The following is a 19,664-nucleotide window of genomic DNA, read 5'->3' as shown; positions in this document are numbered from 1 at the left end:
AACACCCCGTCGTCATTCGCCGTCTTTGCCGTCGCCCGTGCCCTTCGCGAGCGCCTGCAGCTGCTGCGTGTTCTTCAGCACGTCGGACAGCAGATCCTCGAGCTTGTCGTTGCCGGCAAGCTTGTTGCGCAGGTCGGCGAGCTTCGAGCGCGCCTCGAGCAGCCGGCGCAGCGGCTCGACCTGCTGGACCACGTCGTCCGGACTGAAATCCGCGAGCGAGCGGAACTTCAGGTCGACCGCGAACTTGCCGCCGTCTTCGCTCAGGCGGTTTTCCACCTGGAACGCGGCGCGCGGCTCGATCGCCTTCATCACGTCGTCGAAGTTGTCGCGGTCGATATTGACGAACTTGCGGTCGCGCAGCTTCGGCTGCTCGACTTCCGACTGGCCCGCCAGATCGCCGACGACCCCGACGACGAACGGCAGTTCCTTCACCTCGATCGCGTCGCCTTTCTCGACCTCGTAGGTCAGCTGGACGCGCGGCGGCCGTATTTTCTGCAAGCGCTTCTGGATGCTTTCGTTCTTGGCCATTCGACGGCTCCCGGTTAGATGTGGTTATCCGCTCCGGTCAGCGCAGCGCGCTGAACGGATCGGCCCCGCCCTTCTGCGGCGTGCCGGCCGACGCGTTCGCGGGCGTCGTCGCGGCATTGGCGCTTTCCGTGGCCGGCGCCACGACGCTCTTCTTCGCGTGCACGGGGGTGCGGTACTTCTTCTTCGCCGGCGTCCGCGTCTGCTGCTCCGGCGGGAACAGCGCGTTTTCGCCGAGCGTGTCGCGCAACTGCTTCGCGAGCGTCTGCGCATCCGACTTCGCGTCGCCCGCGAGCGACGCATCCTGACGCAGTTCGCCGAGCGACTGCGTCGCGATCCGCAGGCCAGCAACAGCCAGCACGCTCTTTGCCTGGCGGTCGGTCTGGTCGCGCTGCAGCGCTTCCTGCGCGGCGACAATCGCCTGGCCGTAATGGTTCTGCGCGAACTGGATCTGCGCGATGCGCGACCACGGTTCCTCACGCGTCGGATCCGACTTCGCCAGTGCCTGGTACAGACCGAGCGCGCGCTCCTGGTCGCCCGACTTCGCAACGGCATCGGCGTCGGCAAGCGACTTGTTGAATACGTCCGCGGTCGGCGGTGTGGGCTGACTCGCACAACCGGCGATCACGCCGCAAGCTACTACTACCCCGGAAAGTTTTGCGAACAGACGGTCTTTCATCGTTATATCACCGGCGCGTGAGATTTAAATCGTTGAGAATCTGCTTCTTTTGCTTTGAGAGAAGCGCGCGGGTATAGTACCGATCAATTTTTCATAATTCAATCGTCACGTGCAGAGTAATTCCTTTTAAATCCGCGCGCTACCCCTTCGAGTGGCCTCTCGGGGCAGCTGCGCGGCGCGGCCGATTTCGCCCGGAATGCGCAAGTTTTACTCATTTCACGGGGCATCGACCGCCTGGCGGAAAAATTTGCCGGACACTGCCGCAACGCGCACGTGCTTAATTGCTGAAACGTATAAAGCCCGCCATTGCCGCCGATCGCGGAAATAGCCGGTAGTTTTGACAGGGAGTAAAAGGCGGCAAGCCGGAAACACGATGAAAGCATCCATGATTCGCCATGCGCTGCCGCTCGCTGCCTGCGCACTCCTGGCCGGCTGCGCGGCCGCCCCGCTGCTCGGCTCGGCCGCCAGCGCCGTGATGCAGGCCGCCGGGGTCGGCAAGCCCGACGTGCCCGACGCGCAGAAGCCGCCGCGCAGTATCGGCATCACGCTCGCTGCGGCGCCGAACCTGAATGCCGCGAACGACAACAAGCCGCTCGCGCTCGTCGTGCGACTCTATGCGCTGAAGGACCCGACGTCGTTCCAGCAGGCGCCGTTCGACAGTTTTACCGATCCGGACAAGGAAAAGGCCGCATTGGGCGCCGACCTGCTGAATGTGCGAGAAATCACGCTGATTCCCGGCCAGCGCTATACGGCAACCGAGAAGGTGTCGCACGAAGCGCAGGCATTCGGTATCGTCGCGCTGTTCCGCGACCCGGCGCTTCAGCGCTGGAAACTGACATTCGATCCGGCGAAGTCGGAGAAATCCGGCATAATCATCGGCCTGCATAATTGCGCGATGACGGTCACCAACGGCACCGTCATCGCGCCGCAACAAGGTGCGCCCTCGCAACCGCTCAATTTGCTTTCGTCTGTCAGCTGCGGTTAAACATGACGCATGAATGTCAATTAACAAGAGTTAACATTTGGCGATTTAATTCGGGCGCGACCAAATCGAATACATCGCATCACGACATTAACCGGGTTTGACATGAGTTATTCGGCCAAGGTGCTGTGGGGGGAAGGGCTGTTCCTCCGGCCTCAACACTTCCAGCGACAGGATGCGTACCATGAGGCGCGCCTGTTCGAATCCATCCAGGCGATCCAGCCGTACAACTGGGGCGTGCGCTCGGTGCGCTTCGACCGCGACGCGCTCGGCAGCAACGTGCTGCGCCTGGCGGATCTGGCGCTCGTGTTCCCCGACGGCGCGCTGTACGCGGCGCCGCAGGCGGACGACCTGCCGCCGCCCGTCGCGCTCGACACGCTGCCCGAAGGCATCAACGAGTTCGTGTTCTATCTCGCGCTGCACCCGCTGCGCGAGAACGGCACGAACTACAGCGACGATGTGGCCGCCGGCTTCATCACGCGCTTCGTCAGCGAGCAGTCGAGCGTTGCCGACAACTTCACCGACGCGGCCGAGGCCGACGTCACGTTCCTGAAGACGCAGGTCAAGCTGATCGCGCACAGCGAACCGCGCGACCAGCTGCTGTCGGTGCCGCTCGTGCGCGTGCGCCGCACTGCGACGTCCGGCTTCGAGATCGACGACAGCTTCGTGCCGCCGTGCCTCGCGATCGACGCATCGCCGATCCTGCACCAGCGGCTGCGCCAGCTGATCGACGCGCTGCAGGCGAAGGTGAACGCGCTGTACGGCTTTCACCGCGAGCCGTCGAAAAACATCATCGAATTCCGCTCGGGCGATATCGCGTCGTTCTGGCTGCTGCACACCGCGAACGCCGCGTTCGCGACGCTCGCGCACCTGCACCAGCATGCGGCGCTGCATCCGGAGCGGCTGTTCCAGGAACTGCTGCGCCTCGCCGGCCAGCTGATGACGTTCTCGAAGGGCTATACGCTCGCGGACCTGCCCGTGTACCGTCACGACGATCCGGGCCCCGCGTTCGCGCGTCTCGACCTGATGCTGCGCGAGCTGCTCGACACCGTGATCTCGACGCGCTACTTCGCGATCACGCTCGACGAGGTGCGCCCGTCGTTCCACCTCGGCCGCCTCGATTCCGGCAAGATCGACGAGAAGACCGCGTTCTACCTCGCGGTGTCAGCGGACATGCCGAGCGTCGAACTCGTCGATGCGGTGCCCGCGCGCTTCAAGGTCGGCGCGCCCGACGACGTCGACAAGCTCGTGCTGTCGGCGATGCCCGGCGTGCGGCTCGCGTACACGCCGCAGGTGCCGCCCGCGATTCCGGTCCGCCCGGGCGCGTGCTACTTCGCGCTCGATTCGCGCGGCGCGCTATACGAGCGCATGCTGCAGGCCCAGTCCGCGATGATCTACGCGCCGACTGGCATCAATGACCTGAAATTCGAACTGATCGCGGTCACATCATGAGCTACGCGCCTTCCCTGTTCGGCGACAACGCGCCGACTCCCGTGCACTCCCCGGCGTCGACGGATGCCGCGTTCCAGGCCCGCTCGCTGCTCGACCTGCTGTACGACGGCTTCTTCATGCTGTTCCTGCTGAAGAACGGCCGAGAGCCGGAGAGCGCGAGCGAATTCAGCACGCGCATCCAGGAATTCCTCACCGACTTCGAGCGCGGCGCGAAGAAGCTGAACATCGCCGCCGAGGACGTATACAGCGCGAAGTTCGCGTACTGCGCGGCCGTCGACGAGATGGTGCTGTCGTCGCAGTTCAGGATCCGCGCGGACTGGGAGCGCCGGCCGCTGCAGCTCGTGCTGTTCGGCGAGCAGCTCGCGGGCGAGAAGTTCTACCAGTATCTCGAGGAGTGCCGCGCGCAGGGCGCGGCGCGGCTGCAGTCGCTCGAGGTGTTCCACATGTGCCTGCTGCTCGGGTTCCAGGGCAAGTACCTGCTCGAAGGGCCAGAGAAGCTCGCTTACCTGACGGCGCGCCTCGGCGACGAGATCGCGCACATGAAGGGCAAGCGCGCGCCGTTCGCGCCGAACTGGCCGCTGCCGGACCAGATCGCGCACCGGCTGAAGCGCGAAGTGCCCGTGTGGGCGATCGGCGCGGTGTTCGGGCTCGTCGCGCTGCTCGCGTATCTCGGGCTCAACACGTACCTGAAGAACAAGACGCTGCAGACGCTCGCGCCGTATTCGCAGATCATCAAGGTCGGGCCGGAATCGGCGAATTTGACGATTTCGCTGCCGTAAGTGCTCGGCGTCGAGCGAACGTCGCTACACACGGAAAAGGACCGCACGGGCGGTCCTTTTTTGTTGCGGCCTGCCGGTCGGGCGGCAAGCCGGAAACGGGGCAGATGCCGCCGTCATCGCTTCGCGCCGGATGCGCGGCAAGCGGCACCCTGCACGCTTCACGCGGCGAACGCGGACGGTTTCGCCGCGGGCGTCAAAGCAGAATGAACGCGTCGTGCTCGACGTAGAAGACGAATGCGTCGAGCAACTGCGCGAGACTCGGATCGTCGACCTGATCGTGCGCGTTGATGACGATGTCCTCGATCGTCGCGCTGTCGAGCGTGATGCGCCAGCCGGGCTGCATCGCGACGTCCGGGACGATGTGTTCGTCCGGGTCCTTCGTGTCAGGCGAGAACGCCCCTTCGGTTTCGAGCGTCCACGGCATCGGCGGCAAGTACAGCCATCCGGAAAAATCGCCGGGGGTTTCGAGGATGTGTTTCAGGCTGACTACGGTCGCCGGATCAGTCGTGGTGGACATCGTTTGCATATCATTGGGTAAAGGCGTCCGCCGAGGAGGATCGCGCTGCGGCGGGACGCCCGGTGCGGGTGTCGTCGACGCATGCTTGCGCGCGCTTCGCGGCGCGCCCCCTGCCCGGCGGGAGACGGAACACGGAACCGGCGCGCGTGGCGCGGCACCGCATCGTCAAAGGCCGAGATTATGCCAATGAACCGCGCGGCTCGACATGCGACGGCTCGTATCCGCTTGCAATCAGGGCCAATTCCGCTTCCGGTCGCGCCCGGTTGCGAGTAGTGTCTATCTGCCCCGTATCCCGGGTGCCGGAAGCGCGCAGGCCGCGGCATTCGCGCCGCGCCCGTCGTCGGCCTGATCGGCCGCCGGCGTCCGGGCCACCTGCCGCACCGGGACATCGTCGCTGCCAGACGCTCACAGACAAAACAGGAGATGTGTGATGAAAGCTAAGAAGTTCCTGCTCTCGGGCTTGCTGCTCGCTTCGGTCCTGGGCTTCACCGCCGTTGCCGCCCACGCGGAGGACCTGCTGGATTCGGTGAAGAAGGCCGGCGTGCTGAGGGTCGGTCTGGAAGGCACGTATCCGCCGTTCGACTCCCGCGACAGCTCGGGGCAGCTCGTCGGCTTCGACGTCGATGTCGCGAAGGCCGTCGCGGGCAAGCTCGGCGTCAAGCCGGAGTTCATTCCGACCGAATGGAGCGGCATCATCGCGGGCCTGCAGGCCGGCAAGTTCGACGTGATCGTCAATCAGGTCACCATCACGCCGCAGCGCAAGGAAGCGCTCGACTTCAGCCAGCCGTACACGTACTCGGCCGCGCAGCTGATCCAGCGCAAGGACGACACGCGCGACTTCAAGTCGCTCGAGGATTTCAAGGGAAAGAAGCTCGGCGTGACGCTCGGCACCAACTATGACCAGATGGCGCGCGGCGTGCCCGGCATCGAGGTGCAGACCTATCCGGGCGCGCCGGAGAAGCTGCGCGACCTCGCGGCCGGCCGCATCGAGGCAACGCTCGACGATCGCCTGATGCTGCCATACATGATCAAGACGTCGAACCTGCCGCTGCGCCCGGGCGCCGTGCTGAACGGCGGCAAGCAGGAAATGGCGATCCCGTTCCGCAAGGGCAATCCAAAGTTCGAGAAGGCGATCAACGACGCGCTGGCATCGCTCAAGCAAGACGGCACGCTGAAGAAGATCTCGATGCACTGGTTCGGCAGCGATGTGACGGTGCCGCTTGCGCAGTAATCGCACAGTAATCGCGCGGTAATCGATTACATCGCCACGCGCGTCACGCCGGCCGGTCGTGCGTGGCGCGCATCACCTCCGGACATCGATCGGGCATTTATCGGGCGGCGGTCGATGTCCGCAGTTCGGTCACGCGCAGGCCGCCTGCTCAGGGCCGACCGTCAACGCAACGGGCGCGGACGGTGCCCTTCCGCCAGCGCGCGCCCGGTGCCGGCACCGTCCACCACCGCCTGCTCCGTGTCTTTTCCCCACGCGTCCCCTTTGTTCCCGCTTACGCAGCCTCGTCGAAACGGGCGAGCAGCGCCTGTCCGACCGGCGTCAGCGCCGGGCGCGCGGCGACCGGATTCGCACAAAGCTGCGCGTCGTCGACGAGACGCTTCTCAACGAGCACGGTATAAGCCGGATTGGATAGATCGACGCTGTCCGGCGCACGCGCAATGCGCAACAGCATCGAGAATTCATGCGGACTCAGCATGGTCCTGTCTCCCTGGTCTCCGACGGTTCGACACGAGCCGTCATCGATCCTTTTTTGAATGAAATGTCGCGCATGCGCTGTCGGCGCACTTGTAGCGCGCAAGTTTGCGGCGACCCGTTCGGCATGGATGCGGCACCGCCGCATGTCGGATCGCACGCCGTCGCGCGGAAACGTTCCCGGCCGGCACGGTCCGGGACAGCCCGCTCGCGTGCACGTCAGACGCGCCGCTGCGACGAGAACGCAAACCATATTGGGTGAGCGTGACGCTCGCGTGACAGCCAAAATGGGGCGCAAGAACACCCGCCGCGCGGGGCATGTGGCACGCGGCACACACAACGACGGGCTCGACGCTCAGCGTGTTCGGTCGTCGCCGTCGGCTTCGTCCTGTTCGAGAATCTCGAGCACGCGCGCGGCCTTGCCGTGCAATTCGCGCTCGAGCCTGCCTTCCAGGTAGTCGTCTGCCCGCAGCCATGTGTACGCATCGAGCACTTCGGTGCTGGTCGGGCCGACGTCGAGAATCTGCGCGATGATTTCGTCTTCGATCGGACCGACGATCGCGCGTATCTCGCTGGCGGTCGCAAAGGAGCCTGCGGAATGGTGCGTGACTTGCATGATGACGCCCCCATTAAAGACGCGCGCGGCATGCCGGACGTCGCAGGCCCGAACGGTTGCGGGCGATGTGCACGAGCGGCCGGCCGCGCTCACGCGGCGGCCGGAGCAGGAACTCGGCCACCGTTGCACGACACCGTGTCAGCATACGCCTTTGCGGCGGCGATGCACGTCGCCCTGCGGGGCCATCCACGCATCCGGTCTCGACGCGAGTCGACCATGTGTCTGCGGCCGGAACGGATGGACCGCGGCAGCACGCGTTCGTATGCCCCGCTCCCGTCGTCTGAAAGCGTCAGCGCGGATCGGCCGTGTAACGCGCGCTGTCGTGCAGCGATCCGTTCGCATGCCGCAGGCAACGCACGACCACGTTGAGCGCGCGCCCGAGCGGCATGCCGACCAGCACGCCCCAAACCGCAAACGACAGCGCGACGAAACCGCTCGCCTGCGCCCACGGCTGCCCCGAGTCGACCGCGTAGTGCATGCAGCTTTCGGCGGCGAACGTCAGCATCAGCGTGACCAGCAGGCTCGCGTCACCGGGCAGTCGCACGCGCAGCCCCGACACTCCGTCGCGAAAGTGCAGCCGCCAGCGGCGCGCATGAAGCCAGCCCAGCGTCGCGCCGACCACGAGCGACGCCAGCGCGATCGCGTTGGCGTCGCTGCCGGCGTGCGGAAACAGCCGGTTCAGGCTGGACAGGCCCAGCAGCGCGAATGCGACCAGCGCGACCGGCGTCAGCAACTGGCGCGCGGCCGGTACTTCGCGCGGAAAGCAGCGCTTGATGCCGATGTAAAGCAGCGCGCAAAACAGTACGTAGACGTAGCTCTTGAGGTGAAGGATCGGGTTCATGGTCGGAAGCGCATTGGCCGGGTTGAAGACGGCGCCACGGTACCGCCGGAGAATCGTGCGCGGCGTCGCTTGCGACGGGGTGACGGTTTTCGCGGACGAATTGCGGCACGGGCCGACGGATGCGCTGGCGCACGATTGTGCCGCGCTCCATGCGCCGCGTAGGCAGCGTCCCGGCGTTCCACTACACTCGTTAGCGAACGCGGCCGGCCATCGGCCGATCGCGCCACTCGTCGGCCTACGGTGCCGTCCGTCGCATCGAGCACCGGTCCGCACCGTCCGAAGCTAGGGTTGAGACATGCGCGCCGTGCGCGTCCACGCTCATTCGACACCATGCAACACAGGTCTTTGTTCTCTTTCCGCATGCGGGAATCCGGTCGCGGCACGCCGCCGCGGCTGCACGACATCCGCGCGCTGCTCGGGCTCGCATGCTTCAACAGCATCGTCGGGGTCGGTTTCTGGATCGGCCACAGCCGCGACGCCTTGCTTCCGTACCTGTTCGTCGCGAATGCGATCGGCTTCTGCGCGCTGCTGCTCGGTGTCGGCCTCGACCACCTGACGCGGCGCAAATACGGACTTGCCCTGAAGGTATTCGTGCTCGCGCCGCTGAGCGTGGTCATCGGTTTCGAAATCGCCGCATCGACGCTTGGCGGCAACATTCCGCACGTGTTCGCGCCGGCCAGCGCCGGTGCATGGCAGAGCTACGGGCTGTCGTTCCTCGTCGCGGGCATCACGTTCGCGTGCGTGTCGCTGTACACGCAGGCCGCGCGGATGCGCGCGACGCTCGAAACCGAGCGCCGCGAGGCCGCCGAGGCCCGCCAGGCGGAAACCGCGGCACGGCTCGCGCTGCTGCAGGCACAGATCGAACCGCATTTCCTGTTCAACACGCTGGCGAACGTGCAGAGCCTGATCGAACGCGATCCGGCCCGCGCGTCGACGATGCTCGACAGCCTGAACCGCTATCTGCGCGCGAGCCTCGGCCGCACGCGGAAAGCGACGTCGACGCTCGGCGAAGAGCTCGAACTCGTCGACGCGCTACTGAAGATCGCATCGATCCGGCTCGGCGAGCGGCTCGCGTATTCGATCGACGTGCCTTCGCAATTGCAGGCGCTGCCGTTCTCGCCGCTACTGCTGCAGCCGCTCGTCGAAAATGCGCTGCTGCACGGGATCGAGCCGTCGATCGACGGCGGCACGATCCACATTCGCGGCCGGCGCCGCAACGACATGCTCGAATTGAGCGTGCTCGACACGGGCGTCGGTCTCGGCGACGATGACGCCGGCCTGCGTGGCGGCGTCGGGCTCGCGAACGTCGCCGCACGCATCAGGACCCTCCACGGCGAGCGCGGCAGCGTGACCGTCGCAACGAACGCCGAAGCCGCGCATGGCGTCGCCGCCACCTTGCTGATTCCAATCGACTGAGATGCCGACCGCCCTCATCGCCGACGACGAACCGAACCTGTCCGCGCAACTCGCCGAACGGCTGGGCCAGCTGTGGCCCGAACTGGAGATCGTCGCGATGCCGCGCAATGGCGTCGACGCGCTGGCCGCGCTCAACGCATCGCGTCCGGACATCGCGTTCCTCGACATCCGGATGCCGGGCATCGACGGGTTGAAGCTCGCTTCGCTGGTACCCGGCGTGCATGTCGTGTTCGTCACGGCGTACGACGAGTATGCGGTCGATGCGTTCGATCGCGCGGCCGTCGACTACCTGCTGAAGCCCGTGACGGATGAACGGCTGCTGCGCTGCATCGCGAAGCTGCAGCGCGGCGGGCCGGCGGCGGCGCGGGGCGATGTGCCCGCGCATCGCCCGTCTGCGGAATCTGCGCCGATTCGCTGGCTGACGGTGGGCGTGAAAGATGCGACACGGCTCGTGCCGATCGACGATGTGCTGTATTTCCAGGCGCTCGACAAGTACACGGAAGTCGTGACGGCAAGCGAACGGCACGTGATTCGCACGCCGTTGAAAGAACTGCTGCAGCGGCTCGATCCTGCGTGCTTTGCGCAGGTGCATCGCGGCGTGATCGTCGCGTACACGGCGATCGATCGCGTCGAACGCGATCTGCTCGGCAGGCTTCGCATTCACGTGCGCGGGCTGGGGAGCGTGCTGCCGGTCAGCCGCGCTTATGCGGGGTTGTTCAGGCAGATGTGAGGTGGGCGTGGGCGAGGATCGCACATCTTGCGGCATGCACGCGAAAGGCTCCGGCAACGAGACCGGCCAAAGATCGAAGCGCAGCGGCCAATCGCCATTTCGTCATCTCGATTTGAAATTCTCCTGGCGGCCCATCGAATTGCTGTTTGGTGCGCATCCGGCCATCGCGTATAAGGCCACTCGAAAACACACACCACACATCAAACAATTACACACGCATTTCAATTTTCGTTTCCAGCCAGATTTGGGGATCAGAACCAGAGTTGATGCAACGGCTTATTTTAGAGGCCTGAATCTAAATAACCGGGGTCTTGAGTGACGCTACATCACTCGATGGCGTGCGTGCGCTTTCGCGTCACGGACCGTCAACTACTTCGAGGAATTCGACTATCCCGCCTGGTCGCCGGCATCCCGACAGGTCACCGACGGGCCCGTGTTGCGTGCGTGCGAGCGGCTCATCGTGACGCAGAAAATTGACGGCGATTTATTACCCCCTCGACAACCACCATACATCACTGGCGGAAAACGAAACGCTTCGCAGCCTTTCATCTTGCACATTGCATAACGCGTCACCTTGCAAAATTCCGACGATTTAATTTCGAATCAGTAAGAAATTATTTATTGAGTTATTTAATATTCGGCAATACATTGCGGAGTCGATATTGCGGCGAGTGGGTATATGGCACGCCAGCCGTAGTGCGCACGTATCTGTCGATCAAGCACCACAAGTCACTGAGAACCAGATGCCAGAAGCGGCGTGACAGATGCTCATTCGGGTTTCCGTCGAAACCCGCCACTTCAACTGGAACAACAACATGAAGAAGAAAGACTCCTCGGGGATCGCACGGCTTACGCTGTGCATTGCCGCTACCGCTGTGCTCGCAGCCTGCGGCGGCGGAGGCAGTGACGGCTCAAGCTCCGGCTCGTCCAGCTCGTCCGGCAACTCGGGCACCACGGCCGCAAGCTCGATGAGCGGCACGGTCGCGATCGGCAACGCGCTCGTGGGCGCACCGATCACGATCATGGACGCCACGGGCAAAACGGCCACGGCGACTTCCGGCAGCAACGGCACGTATAGTGTGTCGATCAGCGGCCTCACCGCACCGTTCGTGATTACCGCGACCGATCCGTCGGGCGCGTCCGGAACCCTGTATTCGATCGTTGCCAGCACGGCAACCAGCAATGGTGCGCCGGTAACGGCCAACGTCACGCCGTTGACCACCGCAGTCGCGGCGCTTCTCACGTCGGGCGGCAACCCGCTCATGCTGACGCAATCGGGCGGTCTGGCTGCCGTCACGTCGTCATCCGTGTCGACGGCGGTGGCCACGCTCGACTCGGCGCTCGCACCGATCCTCGCCGCGAACGGACTGTCCGCCGCGTCGTTCGATCCGGTCGGGGGCATCTTCACGCCGAACCAGAGCGGCGCCGACGCCGTAATCGACTCGGTCGCCGTCGGGCCGGCAACCAAAGGCACCGGCCTGCAGATCACGAGCCTGGCCGATCCGGACACGGCGATTGCGCTGAATCAGGGCACGACTATCGCAGCGCCGCTGCGCGCCCCGTCGCAGCCCGCGAACTATCTGGCAACACTCGTCTCGCAGCTCGGTCAGTGCATGAGCGCGATGCAGGCTTCGCCCGGCGCGACCAGTCAGGCGTGTGCGTCGGCCATCGATGCGAGCTACCTGAACGACGGCTACGCAAGCTTCGGCACGCGCCATTCGCTGTTCAGGAAGGGGACGACGCTCCAGGGCGTGAAGACCGTCGCTTTCCTGCCGGCGGGCACGCTGCCTGCGATCAAGAATCCGGCCGCACTCGTGTACTTCCTCATCACGGAGGCGGACGGCACGCCGAACTTTGCAAGCGACATCGTGCAGCAACTGCCGAACGGAAGCTGGGACATCATCGGCAATCAGGCGCAATACGATCTCTACATGGCGTCGTTCGTCGGTCGCGTGCAGTTCACGAATGCGGCGGACGCCGGCAATGGCCGTTTCGAATCCGGCCTGAACATCCAGATTCCGGTGAACGTGACGGTCAACGGTGCGAACCAGTACGTCGGATCGGCGCTGGTGACCGGCCCCGGCCTGCCGGCAAGCGGAATCTACATGCTCAGTCCGAACGCCGGCATCGGACCTTATCTGACGTTCCCGCTCAAAGCCGTCACCGCGCCGCCTGCCCAGGCTCCGACCAGCATGCCGTCGTGGCCGGACGTCGGCATGAGCACGCAGTACAAGTGGTCGTGGGCGTCGCTGTCGGGCGCCGCCAGCTCGTTCAAGCCGACCACGCCGGACTACTCGCCGGCACCCATCAACGTATCGACGATCCGGCAGCATGGTGTGTACACGATCACGCTGTTCGATGCCGCCGGCCAGCAGATCGGTACGCCGCAGAAGGTGCTCAACATCGCGTCGAACATGAACGCCGCGACCGGGACGACCGTTCCGTGGCAGACGCTGGGCAGCGACGTGATCGCGAACCTGCTGACGGCTGGCGGCTCGGGTACGTCGACCGCGTCGTCCATGACGATGCCGACGGCCAACTTCGACTGGACGGTGCCGGCAGCGGGTCTCGTGTATCCGAATCCGTGGGTCGCGATCAATTCGCAGAGCGCCGCGCAGTACACGAACGGCGTCGAGATGTATCAGGCGCAGCCCTATGACGTGATGACCTGGGCCACGCCGAAGGTCAACGGGGCAACATACTCGAGCACCATCAGCGGTTTTGTCGATCAGCTGACGTCGACCGGAAACAACGTCAACGCGGAATCGGCCGTGCAGGTCCAGCTTGGCTGGCAGGCAGGTGGCGATTACTACATCAACACGTGGCAGTACAACAACTGAGCTCGGGGCCGGGTTGTGAACCCCGAATGCGTCGGGGTCGTGGCTCGATCTGAAGATGTCTGAGGAGGGGCGCCGCGAGGGATCGCGGCGCCCCTTCTTTTCGATTTGGACGGCCATAGTGGTCAATCGCGCGAATGCCGGGAGACACGTGACGCGCAGTTCAGTTGCACACATCTAACCCGAGCGCACATCTCGGAAGCATCATTCGTCCACGATCTTTGATGACTGACAGGCTGAACGCACGGATGCATTGACCGTTTTCCAGCGCGGCAGATATGCCGTTCGGCCAATCAGGCATCTCAATAAGTAAAACGAACTAATATGAGCGCATCCCGATGGTTGAATCGGCGTCTAATTCTTTGATCTAGCCGCACTGATTGCCATGCTGTCCGACGCCTTGGCGACTGTCCGTTCATATCTGTTCGAGTAGCGCCATCCATTGCCAACATCGACCAGAGGAATCGGCTCCGCCCCCATTATGTCTTGGCTGACAAACTCCAATACAAAACATAACTTGTCAACCAAGGAGAATCATCATGATCAGTGACCGCATCCAACGCGCCAGGTTACTCCGTGGCCTCAGCCTCGAGGCGCTCGCGCAACGCATGGGCGACATCACCAAGCAGGCCTTGAACAAGTTCGAGAAGGGCGAGGTTGTGCCGAACTCAACCCGGGTACTTCAACTCGCCCGCGCGCTAGACGTGAAGCCGGAATATTTCTTCCGAGCCGATGCGATCGACTTGGCTCCTGTTGAGTTCCGCAAGCTTTCAGACATGCCGGTGCGCGACCAAAAGGCCGTCATCGAGCAGGCTCGCGATCATCTGGAACGGTATCTCGCGCTCGAACGATGCTTCGACGCGGCGAACGTTTCCATAGAGCCTTTGCCTACCGAATCCCTGCCGGTTGCCAACCGCGAGGAAGCGGAGTTGGCCGCAGAGCGAATTCGCGAGGAATGGCGTTTGGGCAGTGATGCCATCGCCAACTTTACTGAGTTGCTGGAAGAGCATGGCATCAAGGTTGCGCTGCTGGAAGGTATAGATAAGTTCGACGGTGCTTGCGTTGCGACTCGAGACAAGAAGCACGTCTTGATTGCATTGAACCGGCAGCGCCCAGGCGAGCGCCAACGATTTACGGCTGCTCATGAACTCGGTCATTGGGTCATGGCACTTCCGGAGCACATGCCTGAGAAGGAGAAGGAAGCGTGCTGTCACCGCTTCTCGGGTGCATTGCTGTACCCCAAGGAGAGGGTCAAGGCTGACTTCGGGCGCAACCCGCGTCATCGCGTGCTCCTTCAGGAACTGTTGCTCGCGAAACGCGGGTATGGCGTCTCCATGCAGGTAGCCCTGCGACGCCTCAAGGATCTGGAACTGGTTAGCGACTCGCTGTACAAGTCGTTGAACATCCAGATTGGGAAGCTGGGATGGAAAACTGCCGAGCCCGAACCAATGGAGCCCGAGAAGCCACTACGCTTTGCGTCGCTCGTTTATTGGGGTTTGGCGGAAGGATTATTCAGTCACTCGCGCGCCGCCGGGTTCCTGCAGCAGCCGGTATCAGCCCTGGAGACTAAAGCCCCCGTAGCGCTGGAGGCTGGATGACCAAGGTATATGTTTCAGATACGAATACCGCATCGTCCATCGACAGACCAATGAACCAATGAAACAGCAGGTTGTATTGCACCTGCTCCATGAGTTGGCGCTCCGAGCGAACGCTATAGAGCACTTGGATCAGCATGGCCCGGAGCAACTTCTCCGGCGCGATACTCGGCCGCCCACCCTTCGCGTCAACCTCGTACATCTGCGCGAACAACCGATCCAGCTTCGCTAGCGCCTCGTTCGCCATCTGGCGGATCGCACGCAGCGGATGCGTAGCCGAAACGAAATCGTCCAGCTTGCGAACCGTGAACAGGCTTTCGGTGAATGTGTCGGCGCCGCGCATGACCTCCAGGGCTACAGGATTGGCTCTCGTATCAACGCGTCAGCTGTCCCGCGCGATGACGAGGCGCGAGGTACTTCAGCAAACTGCTAGATCAGCGAGTATTAGCCGGGCATTCCCAAGGCCTTTAGCGCGCCGATAGGCAAGCTGGTTGCGATTGAGCGCAACCAGATAGCGTTCGGAGAATTTTTCGCAGAGAGCGTGTACACGCTCTGTTTTGACGGTGCCGAATGTATAGCTGTGATAGCCCTGAATGACCGCATCCATGAGGCGCTGCATGAGCGCCGCACGGTCTTTGATTACGACCATGCTCATGTCCTCTCCGGCAATTGATTCAGCAGCAAGTCAAAGCCTTGCTGGATAAGACTTTTCGGGAATTTTTGGCATTCCAGAATCAAGGCTAATTATAAGAGATTCCGCGCGAAGCAATACGCTAGAAATGAAACGTCGCCAATAGAAGCATGGGTAGGAACAAGAAAAAGCGGATGTGCTACATTCGCCACAGATTTCCTGTGAGGATTCTGCATGAGTTCTGCATTCATTCGCGAAGGCGACACGACCAGCCATGGTGGTCGAGTGCTCGCCTGCACGTCGACCAATATCGTTTTCGGTAAGCCGCTCGCGCTCGAGGGCGACATGGTGTCGTGTCCGAAGTGTGGCGGCGTCTATCCTATTGTCGGCGTCCGAGTGCGCAGCATGACATTCGGTGGCCGAGCCGTAGCGACAGAAGGCGACAAGACAGCCTGTGGCGCGACGCTGATCGCGTCACAAGGTATGGCGACGGTTCAGTCGACGTCTGGCGCAGGCGGGCCGGTCGGCGCGGGGAAAAGCGTTGTCTCGCAGACGATCGCGCAAGACGACGGCGCATATCGCGGGCGCTTCCAACTTGTCGACGACCAGTCGCGTGAACCCCTCGCGAATCACCCATACACCGTTACGTCTGCCGACGGCCAAACGATCCGAGGCACAACGGACGAGAGCGGCTATACCGACTGGCTGAGCAGCCACCAAGCGTCGTCGCTGACCTTCGAACATGTCCCGGCGAGCGACCAATGACGAATTCGGCATCTGGCAACATGGGGGCTGGCCAGGGGAAAACCACGCAGGTCGGGATGACCAAGAGCAACCTATCCCCGGAAGACCGCGCGGTGCTCTGCGACGCTCTGTGTCGCTGCAAATCCATAGGCGTCTACAGTCGTGACGCGAAGATCCTCCGCCAATCGTGCGTCGCGCAGCGACTGCGCGCTAAGAACGTCGCCTCGAAGGTACTGACCGGCGAAACGACACCGTACCTGCCGGAAGTCTCGTACGACATGCGGAACGAGCCCCCGACGCCGATCATGCGCGCGTCGGACCCGTCGACCCCGCATCCGTGGCTTCCGGCGTGGATTCAGAAATACTGGCCGGGCGGTATGGATGCGTACAAGCAAGAGGACAAAACCTGGTTCCGCCGGCCCGACGTCGTGATCGTGAACGATCCGTCCAAACCTCCTGTACAGTCGAACATCAGGACGGTGGTGGAGATGAAGTTCCCGCCCGACGAGTTTTCGAAGACACAGGAAGCCGCGTACATGGACATCGCCGGCGACGAATCGAAATACGCCGGCATCACGCCAGATGATTGTGGTTGCGGTGACGCCGATGAGCAATCTCAGCGATCGACCGCAAAGCAGACTCAAACGGACCTTGAGAGCATCCTCGGCGGAGGCTCCAATGCGCGCTCGGGCAGTCCGTTTCCACCGTTCATTCCCCCGGCGCTGCCGCCGACTCCGTTTCCCTTGTAAGCATCATGCCAATGACGAAGGACGAACTGATCGCGTGGGCCAACGACCCGAACCGAGCGGGAACGCTTCCGTTCGGCGCATTTGAGCCGAAGCACCAGCGAGCGATCGTAGGCGCGGCCCTTGCCGTGCGTGCTGTTATCTACTTCAAGGGCGGCCACACGCCGGCCAAACGCAAGGCGCTGATTGCCTGCTTCCAGCGATACAACGATGCGCTGCAAACGTATCAGCGCGCGGCTGAAAAGGCCGCCGGCCGCGACCCGTCCAAAGGCTCTCCGCTCCGCTGGCTGTACCAGGACGGCAAGCAGCCGGTCGAGTTTGAAAAGGGGCCTTCGCTCGCCTCCTTGGCGACGAGCATCCCGGCCGATGCTCCGTTCGTACTGGCCCTCTCTAACGCAGAGGACAAACAAGAGGCCGGCACGATGGAATTTTCGACCTTCTGTCTTGAGGACTGGCAGGCCTCGATGAACCGAGGCATCGACGTTGCGACGTTCTCTGTCCCGCAAGCCTTTCTGACGCTCTGTCCGGACGTGTTCCAAGCGCACTTCGCGCAAGCGGTCGATGAGCTCGACGCGGTGCACGGGCACGCGGGGTATGCCACGAACCTGTCGCTGTTGCAGCGTGGCCCGAATGAGGCGTCGGAATATTTTTGGGCGCGAAAATTCGGCCCCGGTCTGGACGTCGGCGACCCGATGCGTCGGAACCTCCGCCGGCTCACCGATCGCATCAAGACGGTGGACTGGTTGACGGCAATCAATGCTGACCTCGTGCGGGAATTGGGGGGGCGAGACAAACTGGGCCTGCCGCCGGACTGGTTCCGCAAGCAGACCTACGACGACGGCGGCTTGATCATTCAGGCTGGCGTTGCGCCGCAGACGGGCATTGCCGGCGAGCCAGGCCATCCTCCTGAGCCTCCGCCCGCGTACGTGCTGCTGAACAATGCTCTACGCCCGATCATTGCTGATGCGCTCGGCACGTTACAGACCGGGACGGCGACTAGCACCGCTCCCCTGTTGAACACGCAGGTTGCGACCGAGGCTTGGCTTCGTCGGCTTGATGTCGAACCGGACCGTATCAACGAATATTGGGTCGAACTGCACAAGACGCCTAAATTCCCGGCGGCCGGGTTGTAGCCGCGACTAGCATCAGCCGTCAGCTAGATCGCTGGCGCTCCTTTGGTACGAGGTCCACCCGCTCCCGCCCGTGGACGGCTGCGCTGTCCACACCGCAAGGGCGTGGACAGTCCCGGCCCTGCTGGCCGGGATTCCGCACCCGTCCACCGGCTCCCCGCGATCGAGCCCTACGGGCCTGATGCGTCGCTACGCGACCTGCCTAAATGAGATAAAAAACCCTCAGTCGAGCGTTGCAGTGATTACTCGAGAAGTTGGCTCTCTGAGCCGCTGAAGGCGCGGAGGTAGGGATGTGCCTTGCCGTATCGCCGGAATCGCCGCCACGGGCCGGATTTCGAGTCGCAAGGGCGTCCGCCCTTTGCGCGCTCCTTTCTGTAGACTTTTTCGGCGCTGGTGGTCATTGAACTGGTCAGCCGGTGGCCCTCACAAGGGCCGGGTTGAGCGGTCGGGGCGGACGTAGGCCGGCCCGGGCGCGATTTATCCCGGTCTAAGCCGGTGGCGGGGCTTGCCCCGTCACCGGCTTAGACCAAGGCTCCACGGGCTTGGAGCAACAATTGCGGCGCAGGGGGCGTTAATAGTTTGCTGAAATTGCCTTTGTGCGTCTGAGCATTTCGCCTTACGTGGCGTCGCTGTCAGCACCGACAGAATCAGGTGGGGTGCCAGTGGGGCGCAAAAGTCGGGTGGTGGGGTATTTGTGTCCCACCACCGGGAGAAAACCGCGTGATGGCGTGTGACCGCCGTGACCAGACTTGAGCTGCTGTGTGCATTGGTCAAAGCGCAGCTCAAACGCCATAAGGACTACCAGACCGGCAAGGGGACGCGATGGGAACCGAACTAACGTAGGTACTATCGGCGGGGTGAGGAGCGGCGTAATCGTCCGACGCCTATCGGGACACAGACATCAGAGGGCGGCTATCGGCTGGCCAAGTGAAGCAGCTTGACCATCTCAATTGAGAAAAGTCCCGGTCGGCGCCCGCTCTGACGGCAGCCGCGTAGCGCGGCCAAGATGGCATGAAATGCCTACATGACGCCTACACGGCGTTAGAAATGAACAAGGGGTTACAAGAATACTCTCGTAACCCCTTGCTTGATATGGTGCCGGCTGCAGGACTCGAACCCGCCACCTGATGATTACAAATCAACTGCTCTACCAGATGAGCTAAGCCGGCGTAAGCCCGAGATTCTACCTCATTTCACGATCTTGAGGCGAGGTCTGCTGCCCTTCGCTCCATCGCCGTCCGATTTCGGCGGTTCGTCCGCGCCTTCCGACGGTTCCTCGTTCGCGCCGCTGTCGGTCACGGCCGTGAGCCCCGCCGCTGCGCCGTGATCGTCGCCTTGCGGCTCGTCCGCGCGGGCGTCCTCATCGAACGCGCCCGAATCCTCGCCCTCGCCCGCAACCGCATCGACCTGGAACGCCATGCCCTGGCCGTTCTCGCGCGCGTAGATCGCGAGCACGTTGGCGACCGGAATCTCGAGCTTGTGCGCCTTGCCGGAGAACCGCGCGGTGAACTCGATCCACTCGTTGCCCATCTGCAACTGGCTCGTCGCCTCGAAGCTGATGTTGAGCACGATCTCGCCGTCACGCACGAACTGACGCGGCACACGCGTCGAACTGTCGACCCTCACCGCGATGTGCGGCGTGTAACCGTTATCGGTGCACCACTCGTACAACGCGCGCAGCAGATAAGGCTTCGTTGAAATCTCTTGCATCACAATCCTCGAACCGGAGCAGGTCGCGCGAC

22 protein-coding genes, 1 tRNA gene and 1 pseudogene are annotated in these 19,664 nt (G+C 63.2%); 12 read left to right on the top strand and 12 right to left on the bottom strand.

The features are described 5' to 3' along the window. Nucleotides 1-12 precede the first annotated feature (12 nt). The 3 genes from tssB to DID96_RS38255 all read right to left on the bottom strand — a co-directional run bounded on the left by tssB (nucleotide 13) and on the right by DID96_RS38255 (nucleotide 1,591). Nucleotides 13-528, bottom strand: a complete 516-nt coding sequence (gene tssB, locus DID96_RS11215) for a type VI secretion system contractile sheath small subunit (RefSeq protein ID WP_124599390.1) — start codon at nucleotides 526-528, stop codon at nucleotides 13-15. A 37-nt stretch (nucleotides 529-565) separates the two neighbouring features. After that, on the bottom strand, nucleotides 566-1,204 hold the full coding sequence (locus tag DID96_RS11210; protein ID WP_124599389.1) for a M48 family metallopeptidase: 639 nt from the start codon (nucleotides 1,202-1,204) through the stop codon (nucleotides 566-568). A 216-nt stretch (nucleotides 1,205-1,420) separates the two neighbouring features. After that, nucleotides 1,421-1,591, bottom strand: a complete 171-nt coding sequence (locus DID96_RS38255; protein ID WP_185732220.1) for a hypothetical protein — start codon at nucleotides 1,589-1,591, stop codon at nucleotides 1,421-1,423. Between DID96_RS38255 and tssJ the strand changes: the two genes are divergently transcribed. The 3 genes from tssJ (at nucleotide 1,578) to icmH (ending at nucleotide 4,417) form a co-directional block, all read left to right on the top strand. Beyond that, on the top strand, nucleotides 1,578-2,189 hold the full coding sequence (tssJ, locus tag DID96_RS11205) for a type VI secretion system lipoprotein TssJ (RefSeq protein WP_124599388.1): 612 nt from the start codon (nucleotides 1,578-1,580) through the stop codon (nucleotides 2,187-2,189). The genes DID96_RS38255 and tssJ overlap by 14 nt on opposite strands. A 102-nt stretch (nucleotides 2,190-2,291) precedes the next feature. Next, the gene (tssK, locus tag DID96_RS11200) at nucleotides 2,292-3,638 is read left to right on the top strand and encodes a type VI secretion system baseplate subunit TssK (RefSeq protein WP_124599387.1); all 1,347 of its coding nucleotides are present in this window, start codon (nucleotides 2,292-2,294) and stop codon (nucleotides 3,636-3,638) included. Beyond that, nucleotides 3,635-4,417, top strand: coding sequence for a type IVB secretion system protein IcmH/DotU (icmH, locus tag DID96_RS11195; RefSeq protein ID WP_124599386.1), 783 nt, complete (start codon nucleotides 3,635-3,637; stop codon nucleotides 4,415-4,417). Before tssK ends, icmH begins: the two co-directional genes overlap by 4 nt. Nucleotides 4,418-4,610: 193 nt before the next feature. On the opposite strand, the gene DID96_RS11190 is transcribed toward icmH, so the two are convergent. Continuing rightward, the gene (locus DID96_RS11190; protein ID WP_124599385.1) at nucleotides 4,611-4,934 is read right to left on the bottom strand and encodes a hypothetical protein; all 324 of its coding nucleotides are present in this window, start codon (nucleotides 4,932-4,934) and stop codon (nucleotides 4,611-4,613) included. Between the two features lie 430 nt (nucleotides 4,935-5,364). Here DID96_RS11190 and DID96_RS11185 point away from each other — a divergent pair, with 430 nt between their 5' ends. Continuing rightward, nucleotides 5,365-6,165, top strand: coding sequence for a transporter substrate-binding domain-containing protein (locus tag DID96_RS11185; protein ID WP_124599384.1), 801 nt, complete (start codon nucleotides 5,365-5,367; stop codon nucleotides 6,163-6,165). 271 nt (nucleotides 6,166-6,436) lie between these two features. On the opposite strand, the gene DID96_RS11180 is transcribed toward DID96_RS11185, so the two are convergent. The 3 genes from DID96_RS11180 to DID96_RS11170 form a co-directional block, all read right to left on the bottom strand. Further along, complete coding sequence (locus DID96_RS11180) at nucleotides 6,437-6,640, bottom strand: hypothetical protein (protein WP_124599383.1); 204 nt, start codon at nucleotides 6,638-6,640, stop codon at nucleotides 6,437-6,439. 351 nt (nucleotides 6,641-6,991) lie between these two features. Continuing rightward, nucleotides 6,992-7,252 carry a hypothetical protein gene (locus DID96_RS11175; protein ID WP_124599382.1) on the bottom strand — a complete coding sequence of 87 codons (261 nt, stop codon included), beginning with the start codon at nucleotides 7,250-7,252 and terminating at the stop codon, nucleotides 6,992-6,994. A 289-nt stretch (nucleotides 7,253-7,541) separates the two neighbouring features. Then, nucleotides 7,542-8,093 carry a DUF6622 family protein gene (locus DID96_RS11170; protein WP_124599381.1) on the bottom strand — a complete coding sequence of 184 codons (552 nt, stop codon included), beginning with the start codon at nucleotides 8,091-8,093 and terminating at the stop codon, nucleotides 7,542-7,544. Nucleotides 8,094-8,453: 360 nt separating this feature from the next. On the opposite strand from DID96_RS11170, the gene DID96_RS11165 reads away from it, so the two are divergent. Genes DID96_RS11165 through DID96_RS11155 form a run of 3 tightly spaced genes read left to right on the top strand, consistent with a single transcriptional unit; the run spans nucleotide 8,454 to nucleotide 10,558 of the window. Continuing rightward, nucleotides 8,454-9,509 carry a sensor histidine kinase gene (locus DID96_RS11165; protein WP_260463851.1) on the top strand — a complete coding sequence of 352 codons (1,056 nt, stop codon included), beginning with the start codon at nucleotides 8,454-8,456 and terminating at the stop codon, nucleotides 9,507-9,509. Nucleotide 9,510: 1 nt separating this feature from the next. Continuing rightward, the gene (locus tag DID96_RS11160) at nucleotides 9,511-10,239 is read left to right on the top strand and encodes a LytTR family DNA-binding domain-containing protein (RefSeq protein WP_124599379.1); all 729 of its coding nucleotides are present in this window, start codon (nucleotides 9,511-9,513) and stop codon (nucleotides 10,237-10,239) included. Nucleotides 10,240-10,246: 7 nt separating this feature from the next. Further along, nucleotides 10,247-10,558 carry a hypothetical protein gene (locus DID96_RS11155; protein ID WP_124599378.1) on the top strand — a complete coding sequence of 104 codons (312 nt, stop codon included), beginning with the start codon at nucleotides 10,247-10,249 and terminating at the stop codon, nucleotides 10,556-10,558. A gap of 396 nt (nucleotides 10,559-10,954) precedes the next feature. Here the strand turns inward: DID96_RS11155 and DID96_RS38835 are convergent, their stop codons facing one another. Then, nucleotides 10,955-11,503, bottom strand: a complete 549-nt coding sequence (locus DID96_RS38835) for a hypothetical protein (protein ID WP_260463850.1) — start codon at nucleotides 11,501-11,503, stop codon at nucleotides 10,955-10,957. On the opposite strand from DID96_RS38835, the gene DID96_RS11150 reads away from it, so the two are divergent. Beyond that, complete coding sequence (locus DID96_RS11150) at nucleotides 11,502-13,079, top strand: cell wall anchor protein (protein ID WP_260463849.1); 1,578 nt, start codon at nucleotides 11,502-11,504, stop codon at nucleotides 13,077-13,079. The two genes, DID96_RS38835 and DID96_RS11150, sit on opposite strands and share 2 nt — an antisense overlap. A gap of 536 nt (nucleotides 13,080-13,615) precedes the next feature. Beyond that, nucleotides 13,616-14,674: a helix-turn-helix domain-containing protein gene (locus DID96_RS11145; RefSeq protein WP_124599377.1), complete on the top strand. Its 1,059-nt coding sequence runs from the start codon at nucleotides 13,616-13,618 to the stop codon at nucleotides 14,672-14,674. Nucleotides 14,675-14,678: 4 nt separating this feature from the next. Here DID96_RS11145 and DID96_RS11140 read toward each other — a convergent pair. Continuing rightward, nucleotides 14,679-15,014 (bottom strand): annotated as a pseudogene (locus DID96_RS11140) (transposase); the annotation flags it as partial. Nucleotides 15,015-15,089: 75 nt separating this feature from the next. After that, on the bottom strand, nucleotides 15,090-15,326 hold the full coding sequence (locus DID96_RS11135) for a hypothetical protein (protein ID WP_260463848.1): 237 nt from the start codon (nucleotides 15,324-15,326) through the stop codon (nucleotides 15,090-15,092). Between the two features lie 210 nt (nucleotides 15,327-15,536). Here DID96_RS11135 and DID96_RS11130 point away from each other — a divergent pair, with 210 nt between their 5' ends. From DID96_RS11130 to DID96_RS11120, 3 genes are read left to right on the top strand one after another with little or no spacing between them, the layout of a single operon-like run. Then, nucleotides 15,537-16,067, top strand: a complete 531-nt coding sequence (locus DID96_RS11130) for a PAAR domain-containing protein (protein WP_124599376.1) — start codon at nucleotides 15,537-15,539, stop codon at nucleotides 16,065-16,067. A 56-nt stretch (nucleotides 16,068-16,123) separates the two neighbouring features. Beyond that, nucleotides 16,124-16,795: a VRR-NUC domain-containing protein gene (locus DID96_RS11125; RefSeq protein ID WP_260463847.1), complete on the top strand. Its 672-nt coding sequence runs from the start codon at nucleotides 16,124-16,126 to the stop codon at nucleotides 16,793-16,795. Nucleotides 16,796-16,806: 11 nt separating this feature from the next. Beyond that, nucleotides 16,807-17,925, top strand: a complete 1,119-nt coding sequence (locus DID96_RS11120; RefSeq protein WP_185732218.1) for a DUF3396 domain-containing protein — start codon at nucleotides 16,807-16,809, stop codon at nucleotides 17,923-17,925. 1,090 nt (nucleotides 17,926-19,015) lie between these two features. Here the strand turns inward: DID96_RS11120 and DID96_RS11115 are convergent. Next, a tRNA-Thr gene (locus tag DID96_RS11115) sits at nucleotides 19,016-19,091 on the bottom strand. A gap of 19 nt (nucleotides 19,092-19,110) precedes the next feature. Next, nucleotides 19,111-19,632 carry a ClpXP protease specificity-enhancing factor gene (locus DID96_RS11110; protein WP_124599373.1) on the bottom strand — a complete coding sequence of 174 codons (522 nt, stop codon included), beginning with the start codon at nucleotides 19,630-19,632 and terminating at the stop codon, nucleotides 19,111-19,113. Nucleotides 19,633-19,664: the final 32 nt, after the last annotated feature.

The sequence above is a fragment of the Burkholderia sp. Bp8963 genome, assembly GCF_003854275.1.
Taxonomy (GTDB): Bacteria; Pseudomonadota; Gammaproteobacteria; order Burkholderiales; family Burkholderiaceae; genus Burkholderia.
This window is presented reverse-complemented; position numbering and strand designations above follow the sequence as displayed.

Excerpts from the sequence above, each read along its gene's own strand:
- tssB (WP_124599390.1), bottom strand. The coding sequence starts at position 528 with ATGGCCAAGAACGAAAGCATCCAGAAGCGCTTGCAGAAAATACGGCCG.
- DID96_RS11210 (WP_124599389.1), bottom strand. The coding sequence starts at position 1,204 with ATGAAAGACCGTCTGTTCGCAAAACTTTCCGGGGTAGTAGTAGCTTGC.
- tssJ (WP_124599388.1), top strand. The coding sequence starts at position 1,578 with ATGAAAGCATCCATGATTCGCCATGCGCTGCCGCTCGCTGCCTGCGCA.
- DID96_RS38255 (WP_185732220.1), bottom strand. The coding sequence starts at position 1,591 with ATGGATGCTTTCATCGTGTTTCCGGCTTGCCGCCTTTTACTCCCTGTC.
- tssK (WP_124599387.1), top strand. The coding sequence starts at position 2,292 with ATGAGTTATTCGGCCAAGGTGCTGTGGGGGGAAGGGCTGTTCCTCCGG.
- icmH (WP_124599386.1), top strand. The coding sequence starts at position 3,635 with ATGAGCTACGCGCCTTCCCTGTTCGGCGACAACGCGCCGACTCCCGTG.
- DID96_RS11190 (WP_124599385.1), bottom strand. The coding sequence starts at position 4,934 with ATGTCCACCACGACTGATCCGGCGACCGTAGTCAGCCTGAAACACATC.
- DID96_RS11185 (WP_124599384.1), top strand. The coding sequence starts at position 5,365 with ATGAAAGCTAAGAAGTTCCTGCTCTCGGGCTTGCTGCTCGCTTCGGTC.
- DID96_RS11180 (WP_124599383.1), bottom strand. The coding sequence starts at position 6,640 with ATGCTGAGTCCGCATGAATTCTCGATGCTGTTGCGCATTGCGCGTGCG.
- DID96_RS11175 (WP_124599382.1), bottom strand. The coding sequence starts at position 7,252 with ATGCAAGTCACGCACCATTCCGCAGGCTCCTTTGCGACCGCCAGCGAG.
- DID96_RS11170 (WP_124599381.1), bottom strand. The coding sequence starts at position 8,093 with ATGAACCCGATCCTTCACCTCAAGAGCTACGTCTACGTACTGTTTTGC.
- DID96_RS11165 (WP_260463851.1), top strand. The coding sequence starts at position 8,454 with ATGCGGGAATCCGGTCGCGGCACGCCGCCGCGGCTGCACGACATCCGC.
- DID96_RS11160 (WP_124599379.1), top strand. The coding sequence starts at position 9,511 with ATGCCGACCGCCCTCATCGCCGACGACGAACCGAACCTGTCCGCGCAA.
- DID96_RS11150 (WP_260463849.1), top strand. The coding sequence starts at position 11,502 with ATGCTGACGCAATCGGGCGGTCTGGCTGCCGTCACGTCGTCATCCGTG.
- DID96_RS38835 (WP_260463850.1), bottom strand. The coding sequence starts at position 11,503 with ATGAGCGGGTTGCCGCCCGACGTGAGAAGCGCCGCGACTGCGGTGGTC.
- DID96_RS11145 (WP_124599377.1), top strand. The coding sequence starts at position 13,616 with ATGATCAGTGACCGCATCCAACGCGCCAGGTTACTCCGTGGCCTCAGC.
- DID96_RS11135 (WP_260463848.1), bottom strand. The coding sequence starts at position 15,326 with ATGAGCATGGTCGTAATCAAAGACCGTGCGGCGCTCATGCAGCGCCTC.
- DID96_RS11130 (WP_124599376.1), top strand. The coding sequence starts at position 15,537 with ATGAGTTCTGCATTCATTCGCGAAGGCGACACGACCAGCCATGGTGGT.
- DID96_RS11125 (WP_260463847.1), top strand. The coding sequence starts at position 16,124 with ATGACCAAGAGCAACCTATCCCCGGAAGACCGCGCGGTGCTCTGCGAC.
- DID96_RS11120 (WP_185732218.1), top strand. The coding sequence starts at position 16,807 with ATGACGAAGGACGAACTGATCGCGTGGGCCAACGACCCGAACCGAGCG.
- DID96_RS11110 (WP_124599373.1), bottom strand. The coding sequence starts at position 19,632 with ATGCAAGAGATTTCAACGAAGCCTTATCTGCTGCGCGCGTTGTACGAG.